Raw genomic sequence first — 18,409 nt, 5'->3', positions numbered from 1 at the left:
ACGATGACGGAGCACGATGCCCTGCTCAGGGTGTTTTTGTCGGGAGCCAAGAAAGACCTGTTCCACTCCGTGGAGCACCGTAGCCAGATCTGGCGGGAGGATCCGTTCGATGTCGAGCCCGTGCACGCCGATGCACGGACGCAGTTCCAGCGGCTGCTCGCGCATGCGACGACCCCACCGGGGCTCGACTCGGGCCGGATCCTCATGCTCCTCGGGGAATCCGGAAGCGGAAAGACGCACCTGCTCCGCGCCTTCCGCAATCACGTCCACGTCCATGGGCTCGGGTTCGTCGGCTACATGCAGATGTCGACGTCGATCACGAGCTACCCCCGCTACCTCATGAGCAACCTGATCGACTCGCTCGATCAGGCCTATTACGAGTCCGCGGGCACGGGGTCGGGGTTACTCCGGCTCTCCAACGCGATCGCGTCACGATGCGGCGATCCTGATGCGATCCGTGCCCTCAATGAAAAGGCGAGCCTCAGCGCGGGCGATATCATCGAGCTGGTAGAGCGCGCCGCGGACCGGCTCATCGCGCATCCCCGCTACGCTGACCTCGATCTGGACCTCGTCCGCGCACTGCTTTTCTTGCAGCGCCATGAGCCCGCCCTGAAAAAACGGGTCGTGAAGTACCTGCGCTGCGAGGCGCTCGTGGAGGGGGACCGGCGCTTCCTGGGCAGCATCTCGCCCAAGGCCGGCGACGACGACGCACAGCGGCTCGTCGAGGAACTGGGGCGGCTGATCGCTGCCTTCGACAACCGCTCGCTCATCCTTTGCGTGGATCAATTCGAGGACACCTGGCACTCCGACGACGCCGCGCCGGAGTTCCGGCGCGTGACGTCCTCGCTTTGCGGCGTGGCCGATCAGGTGCCCTCGTCGATCATCGTTATCGCGTGCCTCGAGGATTACTATACGAAGCTGCGGTCCAAGCTCTCCCGTTCGACGCTGGACCGACTCGAACATGATCCCGCGCCCGTCCGGCTCGTGGCCGAGCGCAGCGCAAATGAAGTGGAACATATCATCGCGCAGCGCCTCGGGTATCTTTACGAGACCTCGGGCGTGAAGCCGGCGCACGGCGTCGTGGATCCGCTCTACCCCTTCCCCCGTGAGTTCGTGCTTGGACGCGACGGGATGCGCGTCCGAGATGTGCTCAACGCCTGCCATCGGTTCCGCGAGGCATGCATCGAGGCCGGCGGGATTGTGGAGATGAAAGGGCTCTTCCGGCCTGAAGCCGCCCCGAGCATCAGCACCGGGGCCGCCCTGGATACAAAGGCCGCCAAGGAGAAGATCGAGCGGGATTGGAACGATTTCCTGGCCCAGTATCACGAGGAGCAGACCGAGTCGGAGGTCGAGATCGTCAAGCTCTTCGGCTGGGCGGTCGAGAACTGCGCAGAGGGGCTGGAGGGAGGCTACCGCTTCGACGTCACCCCCAAGGGAGAGTCGCTCGACATCCGCATCATGGTTCCCTGTGGGAATGGTGATTCTAGCCTCGGCGAGGTGCTCTTCGTGGCGCTCTGCAACCGTGGGACTCAGAGCGGCGGGCTCAACAGGCAGATCGCGGCGGCACGAAAAGAGGCAAAGCAGCGCGTGTTCGCGATCCTGCGCAGCACCGAGTTCCCGACGGATCGGAAGACGGCCACATGGAAAACGCTCGATGACATCACCAAGAAGGGAGGTCGCAAGGCTGTCCTCGAGCAGAGCCACCAGCGCATGCTGGACGCATTCCGCAAGTTCCGCAGCGAGCAGGGCCAGCGCGCTCATTTTCAAGAATGGCTTCGGGAAGGGAAGCACCTCTCCAAGATCCTGCCCATCAGCCACATCCTCGACCTCGAAAACCTCGAACGGTTCGAGAAGGCGCGCGGCTCCCGCCCGGCCTCTCGCGCCTGACCTCCACGCGGCCACAGAGGCGAGGAAGAAATGGGCAGCGAGATCATTGATTACGAGGACGAGCAGTTCCGAGACGCCCCGTTCTTCGGGCGCACGGACGTGCTCGAAAAGCTCCGGCTCCTGCTGACCGGGGACCGGACCCCCGGCCGTGGATGGGTGCTCCTGAAAGGGAGCCCCGGGATTGGCAAGACGGCCATCGTCCACCAGTTCCTCGACATGCTTCCGGAGGGGACGCCGTACCACTTCATTAGGAGCGGCAACAGGAGTTCGGACCGCCCTGTTGTGATCGTGCAAAACCTCTGCGCCCACATCGAGAACCTGTTCCCGCTGCGGGTTAACCCCGAGCTACCCGTGGAGGCGCGCCTCGGCGATTTGCTTCGGCGTGTCTCGAAGCACCACCTCGTGCCTGGCGATCAACGGCTCATCCTGGTGATCGACGGCCTCGACGAGGTCGTCGGCGCCGAGGCGATTCAAAACCCGCTGCCGAGCTTCCTGCCCAGCGAATTGCCCCGTGGGGTCGTGATCTTCTGCGCCTCCAGGCCCATGCATCCGCACCTCGAATGGCTCATGCAGCGCGGTGCGCGCTGCATCGACCTCGACCACAGCGAATGGCAAGGCTCCAACGAGGCCGCTGTTCGCGCCTTATGGGAGCACCACGCGGGCTTGTTCATGCCGCCTCTCGAGGAGGCGTTCATTGAGGAGGCCGTTCGCCGCGCAGGGGGTAACCAGCTTCACGCCATCCTGCTGCGCGACTGGCTCGAGGAACAGCCGGTCGAGCGACGTGCCGCCACGAACATTCCCCGGGGGCTCGACGGTTTCCTGATGCAAATCTGGGCCAGGCTCCACGCGCTCAGCGAGACGGACCACGAACTCGTCGTACGAGGCCTCGGTATCGCTTGCGCCGCCCGCGAGGCGCTCGCAGGCCACCATTTCGGCGAACTGCTCGGGGGCTCGACGAGCGTCAGCGAAGCGTTCTTGCAGGCGACCCGCCCGTTTCTACGGGAGGAGCACGCGCCATGGCTCCAGGGTCGGCCCGCGTATCGGCCGTACCACGAGTATTTCCGCGCGTTCATCGTGGGGAGAATTGGGCCCCGGTTGTTGCGCGGGTTCAATCGCCTGCTCGCCGACACGCTCGCGGCGTGGCCGGTCGAGGACGGCGATCCTTTCCGACGAGCGTATGCCCTCCGTCACGCGGTGGCACATCGGCTCGAAGCCGGGGACATCGACGAGGCGTATCGCCTTTGCGTGGACGTCGGCTACCTCGAAGCGAAGTGCCGCGAACTCAGCGTGGCTGCGATCGAGCGAGACTTCGAGGCCGTCATCCGCGCCCGCGGCGGAGACGCGTCCCTCGACCTCTCTGCCATTCTCGCTGCCGTCAGCGCAGAGTCGAGCCAGCTCTGCGCGTATCCCGGGTCGCTTCCTGCGCTGCTCTACAACCGCCTGCGCTGCGCTGGGTGGTCCCATGTGCGGATCGCGCGGCTCCTGCACTTCGACGCGGAGCCCCCGCCGCTGCGGCTCTTGCATGGCGTTCGCCTCGGACCGACGCGGCTGCGGGCGTTTCTGGGCCACGACAAGCTCGTCTCCGCCTGCGTCGTGACCCCGGACGGCGGCCATGTCCTCTCGGCGTCCGCTGACCGCGGCCTTCGCCTCTGGTCGCTGCGCTCCGGGGATTGCGTGAAGGTCCTGAAGGGGCACGACGACGACCTCACTTCATGCGCCCTGACCCCCGACGGCAAGATCGCGGTCAGCACCTCCAACGATACAACGACGAGGATATGGGATCTCGCCGCGGAGCATTGCATCGATACGCTGGACAACGGCAATCGCTGGGCGACCACCTGCGCGCTCGCGCCGGAGGGACGGCACTTGGTGATCGGCTCCGACGATGGTACCCTCACGGTATGGGATCTCCCCTCGCGCCAGCGCATCGCCACCTGGTCGGGCCATGACCATTACGTGACAGCGTGCCTCGTCACCCCTTCTGGAAGGCTCGTCTCCGCTTCGCGTGATCAATCGGTGCGCGTGTGGGACCTCGAAACGGGCGAATGTATCCACACGCTGCGGTTCATCGAGGCGGCCCTTTCACGTGCCGCGCGGCGGACGGAGGATCAAGGGTGGATCAACGCGCTCGCGCTGCTGCCGGAGGGGGGGCACGTCCTCGCGGCGGCAGGAGACGGCTCCCTCTATCGATGGGACCTTGTGTCCGGCGCGTGTGTCCAGCGCCTCGGCGCGGGACAGGGGCGCGTCGATGCATGCATGATCCTTCACGACGGCCGCCACGTCCTTTGTGGACTGGCCGATGGGACTGCCGCGGTATGGGATCTCGCGAGGGAGCAGCGGGTTCTCGGCTTCCGTGCACACGAAGGCGCCGTAGCTGCCTTCGCAGCGACGGCGGACGGTCAGCGCATTCTGTCGGGCTCCCATGATCGCACGCTCCGGCTCTGGGAGCTCGGCGGGCCGGAAAGCCTGGGATTGCAGGACGGGCACGACGCAGCGGTGACCGCGTGTGCCATGACGCCGGACGGGCGTTTTTCCGTCTCCGCGTCCGAGGACGGAACGCTGAAGATATGGGACGTGGAGACGGGCGCGTGCCATAAGACGTTTTCCTCGTACGCCGACGTCGTGACGGCATGTGCCATTTCTGCGGATGGGCGGACGGTGCTGCTGGGCGGGCAAACCGGGAGCGTGCGGGTGTGGGACGTCGACAGCGACCTCCTCCAAGATGCTGCGGGGCACCGGGACCAGGTGAGCGGCTGCGTGGTGCTGCCCGACGGCAGGATGATCACGAGCTCGCGCGCCGCCGATGGGGTGCTTTTGCTGAGAGATTCGAGCGATATCACACGCACCACGGAGCTCGCTGTGCACGGTACCAGCGTGGATAGCCTCGCCACGACGACGGACGGCACCCGCGTCCTGTCGGTCTCGCGGGCCGGGATAACCTATGTATGGGACGTCGCGTCTCGCTGCTCGATCCGGGCCTTGTTCGGCACCGCGAGTCCTCGTTGTGGTGCCCTCACGCCCGACGGGCGACACGTGGTGCTGGCACGTCAGGACGGCAGGCTCGAGTTCATCGAGATCCAGAGCCGCAAGCTCGTGCGCGTGATCCAGGGGCATACCAAGTGCGTTTTCGGATGCGCGATCTCCGCGGACGGGGCGCGCGTGATCACGGCCTCCGAGGACGGCACGGTGCGGGTCTTCAGCCTGGAAACGGGGAGCTGCCTCGCGACGCTCCCCGTGGCATGCAGCTTCCGCTGCATTGCAGTCGCCACGGGTCGAATCTGCGTCGGCGACGAGCAGGGGAACCTGTGGATGCTCACCGACGACACGGGGAGCCCGGTGCGGACGGATCTGCTGACGAGGGCGGAGGTGACGCGGCTGCGCGACGCATTGGCGAGGCTCTACGTGACCCCCGAGGCCGCACAGCGCTTCGCCCATGACGTCGGCCTTGATGCGACGCGAATCCATTGGGCGGGGCGAGGTTGGGAGATCTGGAACTCGATCTGCTCGGAGGCCGAAAAGCAGCGCCGCATCGAAGACCTGTTGCTGCGTGCGTTGAAAGAATATCCAAGCGACCCGGAACTCATCGAGCTGGAGAGGCAGCTTTCGCTACGAAGGCGCCGGTGAATCGAAGGAGAGAGGCGAGGAGGAGATCATGAACCCCGACAAGCGAACCCTGCGAGAGGCATTGGCGAGGAAGTATCCGACCGTGGACGAGGCGCGCCAGTTCGTGACCGACGTCGGCCTGGACATCATCCGGATCGAATTCAAAGGTCGCGCCGATCTCACCTGGTTCAGCATCCTGGACGAGGCCAACAAGCAGGGCGAGGCACAGGTACGCGCGGTGCTCTTGCACGCGATTGAGCAGCACCCCGGCGACGAGGGATTGCGGCGCCTGCTGAACGGGAGTGACGTGCGTTATGCCGAGGGACCGGACATCTCCGCGCTCCACTGGCGTGGCCGCGGCGGCCAGACCCCCGAGAAGATCTTCGGCAAGCAGAGCGCGCTCGTCCCCGTAAGTTTCCTGGACGTGGGCATCCGCCGGGCGGATGCCGTGGCGCGCATCCAGTGCGCCGACGGCTCGCTCGGCACGGGTTTTTTGATACCGGACAACCTCCTCGTCACCAACCACCACGTGCTTCCCGGCCGTGACATCGCGGCCGGGGCCCAGGTGCATTTCAACTACCAGAAGACCGCCGATAGCCGGGACGCCGAGGTGGAGGAGCTGCCCCTCGACCCCGACGCCTTCTTCGCCACGTCCCGCGAGGACGATTGCACGATCGTCAAGGTGAAGGGCGATCCCTCGACGCGCTGGGGAGCGATCGAGCTGCAGCCAGCCCCCCTCCGGATCGACGATCGGGTCAACATCATTCAGCACCCCGGCGGCGACCAGAAACAGCTCTCGTTTTTCCACAACCTGGTGGCGTACGTGGGCGAGGGCCGCGTGCAGTACCTGACGGACACCCTCCCCGGCTCCTCGGGCTCGCCCGTCTTCGACAAGGAGTGGAGGCTGGTCGCCGTACACCATAGCGGCGGCTGGATCCCCGAGCCGGGCTCGAAGGACCGGTTCTTCCGCAATGAAGGGATCCTCGTCGACCGGGTCGTCGAGCTACTTCGGCGGGCCTGCTGAGGCAACGCCGCGGCGCGGACTCCGGTCGCTCACACACCACACCTCGGCGTACCGCGTGATCGGCCCGACGACGAGGGGAGCTCCGTTTCGATCATGACGATGTCCACGCAGGTACGCCTGCACGATCAGAAATGCGCGAAGAGCCGGCGCAGGAGTCCTTCCTGTTGGTGAAATGGGCTCTGCGATCACTCGTCGATCCGGACGCGGATCACGATGCCGCCGAGGATGTCGCCGACCCGAAAATCCTTCCGCGGGCTGTCCGGGTGATCGTTGTGACACTTGACGCAAGCCTCGACGACACCCTTGTCGGGATAATACGCAGAAAAATACGTCCTGCCGCCGATCGTCTCTTCCGTGTAATGGCTTTTCCCCGTCTCGGCGACCTTCCGGAGGCCGACCTTTTCGCTCTCCGTGCGCGGGCCGTTCTGCTTGTTGAGCGGCCAGGGTGAGAGGAGCGCATAGCTGAAGAGCGCGTCCTTGTTCTGGTTGATCGTTTCGGCGCTCATGCGGAGCATCTGCGCGGGCAAGGGCAGCGCCTTCTCCTCGCGGAAATGTTCCTTGGCCTCCATGATCTGCTCTTGATACTGAAGCCGGTCGACGACCGCAGTCGCGTATGCCTCGCGATTGGCGGAGATCACCGCGAAGAGCGTGTCGGTCATCTCCTGCGGCGAGAGCTTGCCGTCGCCACGCCCGCCGCCGCACCCCGAAGAGGCGAACACGGACAGACCCAGCCCGAGGCAGATGCTCTTTTGGATCCGCTTCACGACGCGCCTACCCTCCGATCCCTCCGCAGAGACGAGGCGCGGCGCTCCTCCCGCCGCCTGCGATCGAAGGAGAGCGCGTGCCGGCAGAGCAGCGCATTGACGAGCGCGAGGATGAACGAAGCGACGAACGCGGCCTGGGGCGTCACGAGGTCGTTGCTGTAAAGGGCCTCGAGCGAGGCCGCGACGAGCCATAACTGGATGGCGGCGAGGATGCCGATCATCGCGTTGATGCCCGAGAAAAGCGTCGAGCCCTGGCCGGAGAGCACTAGCTGTCCCTCCCGACGGCAAAGACATCGTCGCCGCGCTGCTCGACCCATACCCGAGGCAGGCGCCGCAAAGGCGGGCCTGCGACGGGACGGCCGTCGTTCACGTCGAAGCGCCCTCGGTGGCAAGGGCAAAGAAGCTCGTCCTGTTGCGGCTGGTGCACGACGGCGCAGGAGAGGTGCGTGCAGACCTGCGAATACGCGCGCAACGACCCACTCCGCGTGCGCACGAGGATACAAGGGTCCTCGTCCGTCGGATAGCGGAAGAGCATGGAGCCGCCCGTCGGGAGATCGGAGGCCTTGCCGATCCGCGACTCCTCGCCCATCTGCGCCGGCTTTCGCACCCAGCGGGCGACGGCGGCGATGGCACCGTTGACGAGGACGAGCAGCGCCGAGCCGATGGTCAGCGATTTCGCAAACTCGCGTCGCGCGACATATCGATCGTCCTGCGTGCCGATGGGAAAATCCTCACGCCAGCGCTCTCGCCTGCCTTCGCTCGTGTCGTCGTGTTCCGCCATCAGCCGTCCTCCGAGAGCAGCGCCGCCACATCGTCAGGCTCGGCCACCTTCGGCCGGCCGCCGAGCTCGATGAGATCCACGTGCACGCGGTCTCGCCCGCGCGGCACGACGACGGAGACCTTGGTCCGGACCTCCTCGCCCTCGCCGAAGACCCATTGGTTCAAGGCGACGCCGCGCCGCGTCCGCTCGAATTCGTCGTTCGTCATGAACGACAGCGCCTGCGAGGGACAAACCGTCGCGCACATCGGCTTCTTGCCGATGCTGGTGCGGTCGTAGCAGAGATCGCATTTCATCATCTGATCGATCTCGGCGAAATACTTCGGCACGCCGAAAGGACAGGCGAGTACGCAATTCGAGCAGCCGATGCAACGAGGCGCGAGTGCGCTTTGCACGACGCCGTCCGGGGTCTGCTTGATGGCGTCGGCGGGGCAGACGCGCGCGCAGATCGGGTCCTCGCAGTGCATGCACACCTGCGGCGCCGTCTGAACGCTGTCGCGGCGGCGGATGGTCTCGAGGTGGATCATCGCCTGCCCCTTGTGTGTATCGCACTCCTCGCAGGCCTGCACGCAAGCCTGGCAGCCAATGCAACGTGCGTAATCGATGAAGAGCACCCGCTCGCTCAACGCGCCCCCTCTCGGGATTTGGGGCGCAGGCCCCGAGCGTCCGTCTGGTCCGAAGCGCGTCGGACGCGGACCGCGCAGATCTTGTATTCCGGGATCTTCGAGACGGGATCGAGCGCAGGGATCGTGCACCTGTTCGCCGCGCGCTCGTCCGGCCAGTGATAAGGAACGAACACCGTATCGGGTCGGATGGTGTTCACGATCATGGCGCGCACGACGAGCGATCCGCGCCGGCTCTCGACCTCGACTGGCTCGCCGTCCGAGACGCCGAGCTTCTGCGCGAGCCGCGGGTGCATCTCGCAATACGGGTCGGGGGTCTGCCGAACGAGGCCGCCGATCCGCCGCGTCTGGTTGCCGGAAAGGTAATGGGCGACGACCCGGCCCGTCGTGAGCACGATCGGGTACTCCTCGTCCGGCTCCTCGGCCGCGGGCCTCCATTCGACGGGCTGGAAATGCGCCTTCTTGTCCGCGTGCCCGAAGATGCCGCCCTCGTAGAGCCTCGGTGTGCCGGGGTGGTCCTCCGACGGGCACGGCCAGAACACGCCGTGGTTCTTCTCGATTTTTTCGTACGTGATGCCAGCGTAATCGGCAATGCCGCCCTTCGAAGCGACGCGGAGCTCCTCGAAGATCTCCTGCGGCGAACCATATCGGAACTTCTCGCCTTGCCCGAGGCGCTCGGCCAGGCCGCAGAGGATCCGCCAGTCCTGCCGCGCCTCGCCCGGCGGATCAACGACCTTCTTGTGCAGGATGACGCGCCCCTCGACGTTCGTCGTCGTGCCCGTGTCCTCCTCCATGAGCGAGCCCGGCAAGAGGATGTCGGCGTGGCGCGTGGTCTCGGACATGAAGAAATCGACCGCGCCGAAGAACTCGAGCTTTTCCAATGCTTCGCGGATGAACCCCTGGTTCGGCAGGGAGACCATGGGGTTGAAGCAGAGCGAGAAGAGGCCCTTGATCTTGCCGGCGTGGATGGCCTCGAAGATCTCCATCGCGGAGATGCCCTTGCCCGGCAAGGTCTTTTCGTCGATGCCCCATACGGATGCGATGTGCTTGCGGTGCTCGGGGTTCTCGATGTCGCGCGCACCCGGGAGCTGATCACATTTCTGCCCTTGCTCCCGCCCGCCCTGGCCATTGCCTTGGCCCGTGATCATCGCGTACCCCGAGCCCTCCTTGCCGATCCTGCCCGTGGCCACGCAGAGGTGGATCGCCGCGATGCAATTGTCGACGCCCTTGGAGTGGTGCTCGATGCCGCGCGCGTGGAGCAAAAAACTCGACTTCGCCGGTCCCCAGAGCTCCGCCGCGCGGATGATGAGCTTGGGAGGGATCCCCGCGATCTTCCCGGCGTACTCGGGCGTGTACTTCGCGAGGACCCGTTCGAGTTCGGAAAACCCGGTCGTGTGCTCGGCGATGAACGATCGGTCGATCCACCCGCGCTCGAGCATCACGTGGAGCATCCCGTTGAAGACGCCGATGTCGCCGCCCGACCGGACGGGGATGTAAAGATCGGCCGTGCGCGCGATGGGCGTCATCCGCGGGTCGAGCACGATGATCTTCGCGCCGTTCTCCCGCGCCCGCCAGAGGTAATCCGTCGTGATGGGCGCGCACTCGGCGACGTTCGCCCCGGCGATGAGGATGACCTCGGCCTTGGGAATGTCGCTCCAGGGGTTCGCCGCGCGATCGATGCCGAGGACCTTTTTCGACGCCGCCGCCGCGGAGACCATGCAGAGCCGGCCGTTGTAATCGACATTTGCCGTGCCCAGCACCACACGCGCGAACTTGCCGACGAGGTACGCCTTTTCGTTCGTCAGCGACGCGCCTCCGAGCACGGCAACCGAATCCGGGCCATGCGCCTCTTGCACGCGCCGGAGGGCCTGGGCGACGCGGTCGAACGCCTCGCTCCACCCGATCGGCGAGAAGCCCCGGCCCTCCGCGCGCACGAGGGGTGTCTTCAGCCGATCCGGGTGCTCGTCCTGCATGTATCGCTTGACGCCCTTGGGGCAGAGTTTTCCTTGATTGAATGGAAACTCTTCCCAGGGCTCGAAGCCGACGATCTTCTCGTCCTTGACCTTGAGCTTGATCCCGCATTGCTGCCCGCAGAAGCAGCAGTGTGTCTCGACGACACGATCCGGCTCGCCCACCGCGGAGAAACCGCCGGGCGGCAGGCTGTACGGGTGCGGGCCGAACTCGTCGATGAGCCGCTCCCTTACGATCGGCAGCTTCGCCATCAAGCCTCCTCGCGGGCGTTCGGGCGCCGCGCGTCTCGCCAGAGCCCGTCCTGGAGCAAGGCGAGGTTTTTCCTGCGACACGGCGGACAGACGTCCTGGTAATGCTTGCCCGCGCGGAGCGCGTACCGAATCCCCACCTCCGCCTGCACTCGCTTCAGATCCGCGATCTGCATCGCGGAGGCGAACGGCTCCCCGCAACGCACGCACGTGGCCTGCTCCCCCGCCGCCGCGACCTCGCGATACACGTGAATGCCGAGCTGCGTCGGCCGCTGCACGAGATGAAACAGCTTGCCGAAGGGCACGTACAGGAGCAGAAGCACGACGGTCACGGCGTGCACCTGCGAGAGCGAATCGTACTTGTAGCCGTTCATGAACTGCGTCGAAACGGTGAGGAGCAGCCCCGTCGCGGAGACCGCGAAGAGCAGGACGAGCGGCACGAGATCCGCCGCGCCGTCCTGGAGGGCGAGCACACCACGGTCGCGCCCGCGCCGATAGAGCGCGAGCATGACTCCGACGATCACGAGCCCTGCCGAGCCGACGAGCGCGTTGAACAAGAGCGACGCGAGAGGGCTGTCGAGGCTCGTCCGGAAGACGCGCACGCCGAAGACGAACGCCTCGTACACATCCTGGGAGTTCCGTGCCGTCTCGAACCGAATCCAGCCAAAAGAGAGCGGGAACGTGATCGCGAACGAGAGGAGGCACCCCCACATGAGGCAGAGGTGCGAGGCCCAGCGGAGCGGGGAACGGCGGTAGACGAAGCGCTGCGAGCCGGCCGTCCGGAAAGCGCCCCGAAGGAGGGCGGTCCACCGAGAAAGGATCTTTCCCGGCGTGAAGAGGAGCGAGAGGGTCTGTCGGAAGTAGCGGTACGTCGGAGGACGCCCGAGCCACATGGCGTATCGGTACCCGAGCGCGCAAGCGGCAAACGCGGCCGCGGCCGCGTAGGGCACGAGCGCGGTGTCGAAGTCCTTGAACCTGCGGCTGCCGACGTAGATGCCCAGCACGACGAGCGTCGCAGCAGAGAACCCAACGAACGCCGCTCGGCGCCCCTCGCGCGATGCAGGCAGATCTGAGCTCACGGTCGCATCCTAGTCGAACGGGGCAGACCAAGGGAAGATGGAAGATGATGCGGGTACCGCGGCACACGTCTCGGGGGTCGGCCAGAATGCGGATGCGCGCTGCTCGTGCGGGCCCGAGACGGAGTGCGGGGACGCACGGGGACGTGAAGCGAGGCGCCGTTCGAGGAGGCGCGTGGGGAGGTTCGTCGGGTAGACCGGCGGAGGCAACCCCTTCCCCGGCCTACCCGACGCGTGCTCGGATACCACGCTCGTTTCCTGCTCCGCGTGAAGAGGTATCAGCCGCTCCCGGGCGCGACCGCCGGCTGCACCCTGGCGACGAACTCGGCCACGGCGAACCAGTTCCGGTTGTCGACCCCCTTCGAGCTGCATTCGTACCGGACCGTCCGCCATGCGCCCGACGTGATGTCCTCCCGGAGCTCTGCACCCGCGAGGCCATTGCGTCGTCCCATCCACGGGTGCGTGAGCGTCCCTGCCTGGTATTGCCGCACGATCTCTTCGCCTGTCCACCTGGCTTCCGCATTCGCGCCGAACACCATGTCGCGTTTGGCCAGGAGGGCTGGGTAGCGCGCCAGCGCCACCCGCAGCACCTCGACGAAGTACGGTGCGCCCACGTCCGCGTAGACATCGAGCAATGTTTCCCACGTGATCGTTCGGACCGACAATCCCCCCACCCGCCGCGCGAGCCCCTCGGGGAGCAACGCGACATGGGCGACGTTCTCCTGCGCGACGCCGAGCTTGTCCCGGAGATACGCCACAATCCCCGCTTGCGCGCGGAGCTGCTCTTCGAGGTCCGCGGCTGAAGGCTGATCGTACATCTTCGCCTCGATGGCGAGCAGTACGCGGCGCGGGCCGTCCACGTAGACGAGGACGTCAGGAGTGTCGCGGGTCGTCGGTGCATCGGGGAATCGACGTTCGGCCTCTTCACCGAGCAGCGATTCCACGAAGCCATATTCCGTAAAAAACTGGATGTTCGCCCCGCGGGGGCTCCCGTCGACCTCCACGCGCCCGAGCCCCGCGAGCTCGGTGAGCCGTCCGAAGTGCGCGAAGTCGTGCGCGCAGACGAGCATCGGGAGGACGGTCCCCGTGAAATACCGCTCTTTTCGATTGAACGGCAGGCCCGTGTCCGCGAGCGTTTCGATGCTCATGTCTCGCTCTTCCCCTGCCCCTCGGCACGATGCTCGCTGACGACTTCGATCGTCCCGACGATGGCGTCGTTGAAGGCTTCGAGTTCCTCCGCGGGGATCCAGTATTCAGCGTGGATCTTCGAGCCGACCACGTGGACGTCGTACTTCGCGAGGAAGTCCGACCGGACCTCGAACCTCGTCACGTATCCGACTGCGCCTTGCGCCGTGTTCCATCGGCTCGCGATCTGGACGGCATACGCCTCGTTGCAGACGGGGTAGAAGATCGGCTGATCCGGCAGGCGGGGTGGAAAGCGGCGGGAGCCGCTCGCCGCGATGAGGTCGAGCTCGGCTTGGCCAACCGGACGGTAGAGGGTCGTGATGGCGGACGTCATGCGAGCCACGATACACCTTCGGAGAGGTGTGGCCAAACGGGTCGAGTGCGTCTGCCTGCGGTCAGCGCATCCAGGCGTTTCTCGATTCTCAGAGGCTGCTTTTATCAATGTAACGAAGCCCCGCAGATCATCTGGGCGCTTGACGACTTCGAGCGCAAGCGTCGTATTCGCTCGGATACCCTCGTTTACTTTCCCGTGGTACGCACCGTCGACCCAGACCCGCTCCAGCTTGGGGGACTCGCGGATTGCGTGGTGGGAGCAGGAGCCGCGCGAGCCACAGGATGAGCCGCGGTGCAGGGGCGCTTCGTGGGGAATCCGATCCGGTGCGCATAGGCAACATGAGGATTGCATTTGGAGACGCGGCGTGCGATCTTGTCTCGGCTTGCGCCGCAGGTCCGCGGTACTGAAATCTTACACGTTCCCGGTGCCCGATGAGCAATACCTTCGCGATCGCCAACGTCACCGCTGCGCTTCGGAACAGGCTCTTCAACGCGCTCCAGAAGCACACCGACCTCGCCGGCACAGCCGTCTCGACGCTCCCGCCGGACAGGGCCAACGTCGACGATGAGGCAAGCCGGCTCAATTTATTCCTCTACCACGTGGTTCCTGCCGCGTCGTGGCGTAACCAGACCACGCCGCAGCAGGTCAAGCCCGGGGAGACCGGATACCCACCCCTGGGGCTGACCCTGCATTACGTCGTCAGCGCCTTCGGCCCCGAGGGCGACGACGTCCTCGCCCACCGTATGCTCGCCGTGGGCATGGCCGCGCTCCATGATCAGCCGCTTCTCAGCCCGGCCGAGCTCAAGACGGCGGAACCCAAGAGCGACCTCGATCTCCAGGTGGAGCGGGTTCGTATCACCGCGCAGCCCCTCACGACGGAGGAGATGTACAAGCTCTGGAGCGCATTTCAGACGAGCTACCGCGTCTCCGCCGCGTACGAGGTATCCGTCGTGCTGCTCGACAGCGAAAAGCCCATCAAGGCTCCCCTCCCGGTCCTCTCGATCGGATCGGGCGGTGGCGTGCAGGCCGATCTCCTGCCCCCCTACCCCACCCTCGCGACGATCGCACCGGCGACGCCGCGCGGATATGCCCTTCTCGGCGACATCCTCACGCTCACGGGCCATCACCTCGCCGACGACCCGGCCAGCACGGTTTTGGTGCGCTTTTCGCATCGACTTTGGACGACACCCGTCGATCTGCCCGTCGATGCCGTCAGTGCGACCGAAGCCACGGTCACGCTTCCCGATGCCCCCGCTGCGTGGCCTGCGGGCTTGTACACGGTCTCCATCGTGGTCACCCATCCGAGCCAGCCGACGCGGATCACGAATGGGCTTCCTCTCGCGTTGGCCCCCAGGATTTCGTCGGTCCCGTCGAGCCCCGTCAGCCGCGATTCCGAGGGGATCGCATTGCTGCCGCTGACCGTGAGCCCCGACGTCCGGCCCGGGCAGTCCGTCCTTTTGCTCCTCGGGACCCAAGGGATCACGCCGCCTGCAATCACCGCGCAAACGGACTCCATCACGTTCGCCGCCACGTCGCCGGGCACATTTTACCTCCGGCTCCGCGTCGATGGCGTCGACAGCCCGATCGTGCTCGGCGGCCCCCCGCCCTCCTTCGATCCGTCCCTCGAGGTGACGATCCTATGACGGGGGCGGCGGATGCCGATTGGTCCGAAGCCAACCGGCGTCATCTCATGGCATCGGTGGCGGTCGTTCGCGAGCGGCTCAGGCTCTTCGCCGAGCGCGCGGGCGCGCCGAGCACGCCTGCGGCGGACGGCGGATCGCTCGATTTGCTCGAACGTGCGCGTGAACAGGCCCGGAACGAGCTCTCGGCGCCGGCGGCGATCGAGCGAATCGCGGCAGCGTTCGAGCTCTCCTCGTTCGAGCGCGACATCCTCTTGCTTTGCGTCGGTGTCGAACTCGATCCCGGGCTCGCGGGGTATTGTGCGCTGCTCCAGGGCGATCGCAGCCGCGTCCGCCCCACCTTCGAGGTCGCGTTGTCCGCGCTCCCCGATTCGCACTGGAGTGCGCTCACCCCGGAGCGGCCCCTCCGCAGGTATCGGCTCATCGAGATCATGGCCGGCCCGACCCTGACGGCGAGTCCCCTTTGCGTCAGCGAGCGAATCCTGCATTCGCTCGTGGGCATCGATCAGCTCGACGAGCGCCTCGGGCTGCTGCTCGCGCCGGAGCTCGGTCCCCGAGCGCTTGCGCCGACCCATCACGCGCTCGCAGCCGATATCGTGCAGCTCTGGTCGAGAGCCGCGCCTTCGTCATGGCCTGTGGTAGCGCTTTCCGGGGACGAGAGGTATGAAAAGCTCGGCGTCGCGACCAGCGCTGCCGCCGCGCAGGGACTCACCCTCCATGTCCTCCACGCGGCGGATTTGCCGTCGTCGCATGCCGAGCGGGACGAGCTCCTGCGTCTGTGGGAGCGCGAGGCACGCCTCTCGCCCAGCGCGCTTTTCCTCGATTGTGAGGAGATGGAGGCGCCGGGCGCCCTTCGGGTTGCGCACTCCTTCGCGGATCGATGCTGGGGGGCCGTTTTTCTCGCGAGCCGATTTCCTGCTCGGCTGGAGCGCCGCGCGGTCACCTCGTTCGAAGTGAGCAAGCTCCGCGCGACGGAGCAACGGCTCGTCTGGCGCGAGGCGCTTGGTCCTGCCGCGAAGGTGCTCGAGGGTCATCTCGACACCTTGGTCGCGAGCTTCAACCTCGGCGCGGGCAGCATCCAGACGCTCGGGCACCAGGTATCGGCGCATTTCGAGAGCGAGGGCGCCGAAGGCCTGGCGGTGCGGCTATGGGAATCGTGTCGGGCGCGCGCACGTCCGCGCCTCGATGATCTCGCGCAACGCATCCCGTCCACCGCAGGATGGGACGACCTCGTGCTCGCGCACGACGAGCTCGATACACTCCGCACCCTCGCGGCGCAGGCCCGTCAGCGTTATCGGGTCTACGAGAGCTGGGGGTTCGGTGAAAAGAGCGCCCGCGGCCTCGGCATCGGCGTGCTGTTCGCCGGCGTGAGCGGTACCGGGAAAACCATGGCCGCGGAGATCCTCTCACGCGAGCTCGGGCTCGACCTCGTCCGGGTCGATCTGAGCCAGGTGGTGAGCAAATACATCGGCGAGACGGAGAAGAACTTGAGCCGCATCTTCGACGCGGCTGGCGAGGGCGGCGCGCTCCTCCTCTTCGATGAGGCCGACGCGCTCTTCGGCAAGCGGAGCGAGGTCAAGGACAGCCACGATCGGTATGCCAACATCGAGGTGAGCTACTTGCTCCAGCGCATGGAAGCGTATCAGGGGCTCGCCATCCTCACCACGAACATGAAGAACGCGCTGGACACCGCGTTTCTGCGGCGGCTCCGGTTCGTCGTGACGTTTCCATTTCCCGACGCGCAGCAACGCGCGGAGATATGGCGACGGGTCTTCCCGCGGAAGACGCCCACCGAGGGGCTGGACTGGCAAAAGCTCGCGCGCCTCAGCGTGACCGGGGGAAACATCCGGAACATCGCGGTGAACGCGGCCTTCCTGGCGGCGGATGCTGGCGATCCCGTGCGGATGGAGCACCTGCGCCGCGCGGCGAGCGCCGAATGCCTCAAGCTGGAGAAGCCGGCGCTCGTCGCGGAGATCGCAGGGTGGGCGTGAGGTTGCCTGGCCAAAGAGGGCAGGTCAAGGCGCGGCGGGTCTATTCACCTTCTTGACGATCAGCGAGACCGGGCCTCCGAACTTGAGAAGCTCGGTCCAGAACGGCTCGCTCTGGATCTTGATACATCCACTCGTGGTGTTGCCGGTCGTGCCACCATGGATGAAGAAGCCCGACCGGGGGGCTTTGCCCTTGAAATACTTGACGCCCTCGATGGCAATCCGCTTGCTTCCCCATACCACCTGCACTTTGGGTTCCTCGATGCGCTGGAAGCCCTTGTCGATGCCCAATGCACCCTGCACGCCGCCATTTTGGAAGGCGCGGACCGTCGGCATCACGATGTTGGGGCTCAGCGTATACGCTCCATCGGGAATCGGACCTTCATTCTTGACTGTTTCGTCACTGATGTTTGCATGGCCGGAGTATGCCGCCGTCGAGACCAGGGTCTTCCCTTCACGACGCAGGAAGAGACGCAATCCATCGAATATCACGCCGTTTGGATAGAGGTCGAGCTCGGGCTCCTTGATCGCCTCGGCGGTGCTCGGGACGGGCCATGTGAGCCATGGATAGTCGCGCTTCAACTGCTCGATCTCCTCCACCTCTTTCTTCTCCTTCGCCTGCTCCTTGAACCAAGCTGGCCATTCTTCGATGGGCAGATTGGCAGGAGGGGCTGCCTGCCGCGCGATCGTTGGACCCGTCCGCACGTTCGGACGCTCGATGGGCCTGCCGGACAGGAGGCTCCTCGAGATATGTTCAGCTTCGCGTTCGTGAGCTCCTGAGGCCGGCTCGTCCCTCTTGGGGCCGCGCTGCTGGATGACATGCGTGAGCTCGTGGGCGAGAACCGACCAGCGCCCCGGGCCGTGCGGCCCGCAGGCGCCCGTATCAAGCACGACGTGCTCGCCGTGGGTGTATGCGACGGCGCCGATACGACGGGCGGACTGGGCTGCCCGCGCATCGGCATGGATACGCACACCTTCAAAATTGCTCTTGAACCTTGGCTCGAAAAAGGAGCGTGTCGCTGCGTCGAGAGGCTGGCCGCCGTCGGAACGAAGCATGTCGTCGACGACAGGGGGGATTTCCCCTACCTCCTGCCCCGCTCGCGTCTCGGGGGCCCGCGACGGCCCGGAGACCGCTGGGCCTCCTCGGCTTCGTCCTGCAGGTGTAGACAACCATCCCGATCCGCAGAAATCCTCGATCTCGACAGCGATCACGAGTTCGCGCTGGCCTGCGAGGTCATGAGTTCGCCGCCGCGCTGGGCGCTTGCCGTGTGGGTGGCGTGATCGATGG

14 protein-coding genes are annotated in these 18,409 nt (G+C 65.9%); 5 read left to right on the top strand and 9 right to left on the bottom strand.

Features of this window, described 5'->3' with window-relative positions; genetic code table 11:
- Positions 1–3: 3 nt before the first annotated feature.
- From E8A74_RS25700 to E8A74_RS25690, 3 genes are read left to right on the top strand one after another with little or no spacing between them, the layout of a single operon-like run.
- Positions 4–1,887 carry an AAA family ATPase gene (locus E8A74_RS25700; protein WP_170229362.1) on the top strand — a complete coding sequence of 628 codons (1,884 nt, stop codon included), beginning with the start codon at positions 4–6 and terminating at the stop codon, positions 1,885–1,887.
- Between the two features lie 30 nt (positions 1,888–1,917).
- Positions 1,918–5,511 (top strand): effector-associated domain EAD1-containing protein, encoded by a 3,594-nt coding sequence (locus tag E8A74_RS25695; protein WP_136931715.1) that lies wholly within the window; start codon positions 1,918–1,920, stop codon positions 5,509–5,511.
- Between the two features lie 28 nt (positions 5,512–5,539).
- Positions 5,540–6,514 carry a trypsin-like peptidase domain-containing protein gene (locus E8A74_RS25690; RefSeq protein ID WP_136931714.1) on the top strand — a complete coding sequence of 325 codons (975 nt, stop codon included), beginning with the start codon at positions 5,540–5,542 and terminating at the stop codon, positions 6,512–6,514.
- A 185-nt stretch (positions 6,515–6,699) separates the two neighbouring features.
- Here E8A74_RS25690 and E8A74_RS25685 read toward each other — a convergent pair whose 3' ends face one another.
- The 8 genes from E8A74_RS25685 to E8A74_RS25650 form a co-directional block, all read right to left on the bottom strand.
- The gene (locus tag E8A74_RS25685; RefSeq protein WP_211365448.1) at positions 6,700–7,278 is read right to left on the bottom strand and encodes a Tll0287-like domain-containing protein; all 579 of its coding nucleotides are present in this window, start codon (positions 7,276–7,278) and stop codon (positions 6,700–6,702) included.
- Entirely contained in the window at positions 7,275–7,544 is a 270-nt protein-coding gene (locus E8A74_RS25680) for a DUF6755 family protein (protein ID WP_136931713.1), read from the bottom strand. The genes E8A74_RS25685 and E8A74_RS25680 overlap by 4 nt, the downstream gene beginning before the upstream one ends.
- Positions 7,544–8,059 (bottom strand): QcrA and Rieske domain-containing protein, encoded by a 516-nt coding sequence (locus tag E8A74_RS25675; protein WP_136931712.1) that lies wholly within the window; start codon positions 8,057–8,059, stop codon positions 7,544–7,546. The genes E8A74_RS25680 and E8A74_RS25675 overlap by 1 nt, the downstream gene beginning before the upstream one ends.
- Positions 8,059–8,682 carry a 4Fe-4S dicluster domain-containing protein gene (locus E8A74_RS52675; RefSeq protein WP_170229361.1) on the bottom strand — a complete coding sequence of 208 codons (624 nt, stop codon included), beginning with the start codon at positions 8,680–8,682 and terminating at the stop codon, positions 8,059–8,061. The genes E8A74_RS25675 and E8A74_RS52675 overlap by 1 nt, the downstream gene beginning before the upstream one ends.
- A complete protein-coding gene (locus tag E8A74_RS25665; RefSeq protein WP_136931711.1) occupies positions 8,679–10,901 on the bottom strand; it encodes a molybdopterin oxidoreductase family protein in 2,223 nt (740 codons plus the stop codon). Before E8A74_RS25665 ends, E8A74_RS52675 begins: the two co-directional genes overlap by 4 nt.
- A complete protein-coding gene (locus E8A74_RS25660) occupies positions 10,901–11,977 on the bottom strand; it encodes an MFS transporter (RefSeq protein ID WP_136931710.1) in 1,077 nt (358 codons plus the stop codon). The genes E8A74_RS25665 and E8A74_RS25660 overlap by 1 nt, the downstream gene beginning before the upstream one ends.
- A gap of 275 nt (positions 11,978–12,252) precedes the next feature.
- Positions 12,253–13,122 carry a hypothetical protein gene (locus E8A74_RS25655; RefSeq protein WP_136931709.1) on the bottom strand — a complete coding sequence of 290 codons (870 nt, stop codon included), beginning with the start codon at positions 13,120–13,122 and terminating at the stop codon, positions 12,253–12,255.
- Positions 13,119–13,493, bottom strand: a complete 375-nt coding sequence (locus E8A74_RS25650; protein ID WP_136931708.1) for a hypothetical protein — start codon at positions 13,491–13,493, stop codon at positions 13,119–13,121. Before E8A74_RS25650 ends, E8A74_RS25655 begins: the two co-directional genes overlap by 4 nt.
- Positions 13,494–13,924: 431 nt before the next feature.
- Between E8A74_RS25650 and E8A74_RS25645 the strand changes: the two genes are divergently transcribed.
- Together E8A74_RS25645 and E8A74_RS25640 are read left to right on the top strand one after the other, a co-directional pair.
- Positions 13,925–15,136: a Pvc16 family protein gene (locus E8A74_RS25645; RefSeq protein WP_136931707.1), complete on the top strand. Its 1,212-nt coding sequence runs from the start codon at positions 13,925–13,927 to the stop codon at positions 15,134–15,136.
- A gap of 47 nt (positions 15,137–15,183) precedes the next feature.
- The gene (locus tag E8A74_RS25640; RefSeq protein ID WP_232379741.1) at positions 15,184–17,124 is read left to right on the top strand and encodes an ATP-binding protein; all 1,941 of its coding nucleotides are present in this window, start codon (positions 15,184–15,186) and stop codon (positions 17,122–17,124) included.
- A 24-nt stretch (positions 17,125–17,148) separates the two neighbouring features.
- Here the strand turns inward: E8A74_RS25640 and E8A74_RS25635 are convergent, their stop codons facing one another.
- Positions 17,149–18,177, bottom strand: coding sequence for an eCIS core domain-containing protein (locus E8A74_RS25635; protein WP_136931705.1), 1,029 nt, complete (start codon positions 18,175–18,177; stop codon positions 17,149–17,151).
- Positions 18,178–18,409 lie beyond the last annotated feature (232 nt).

The organism is Polyangium fumosum (assembly GCF_005144585.1).
Lineage (GTDB): Bacteria > Myxococcota_A > Polyangia > Polyangiales > Polyangiaceae > Polyangium > Polyangium fumosum.
Note: the sequence above shows the minus strand (reverse complement) of the source record. Positions and strands in the feature narration are given on the sequence as shown.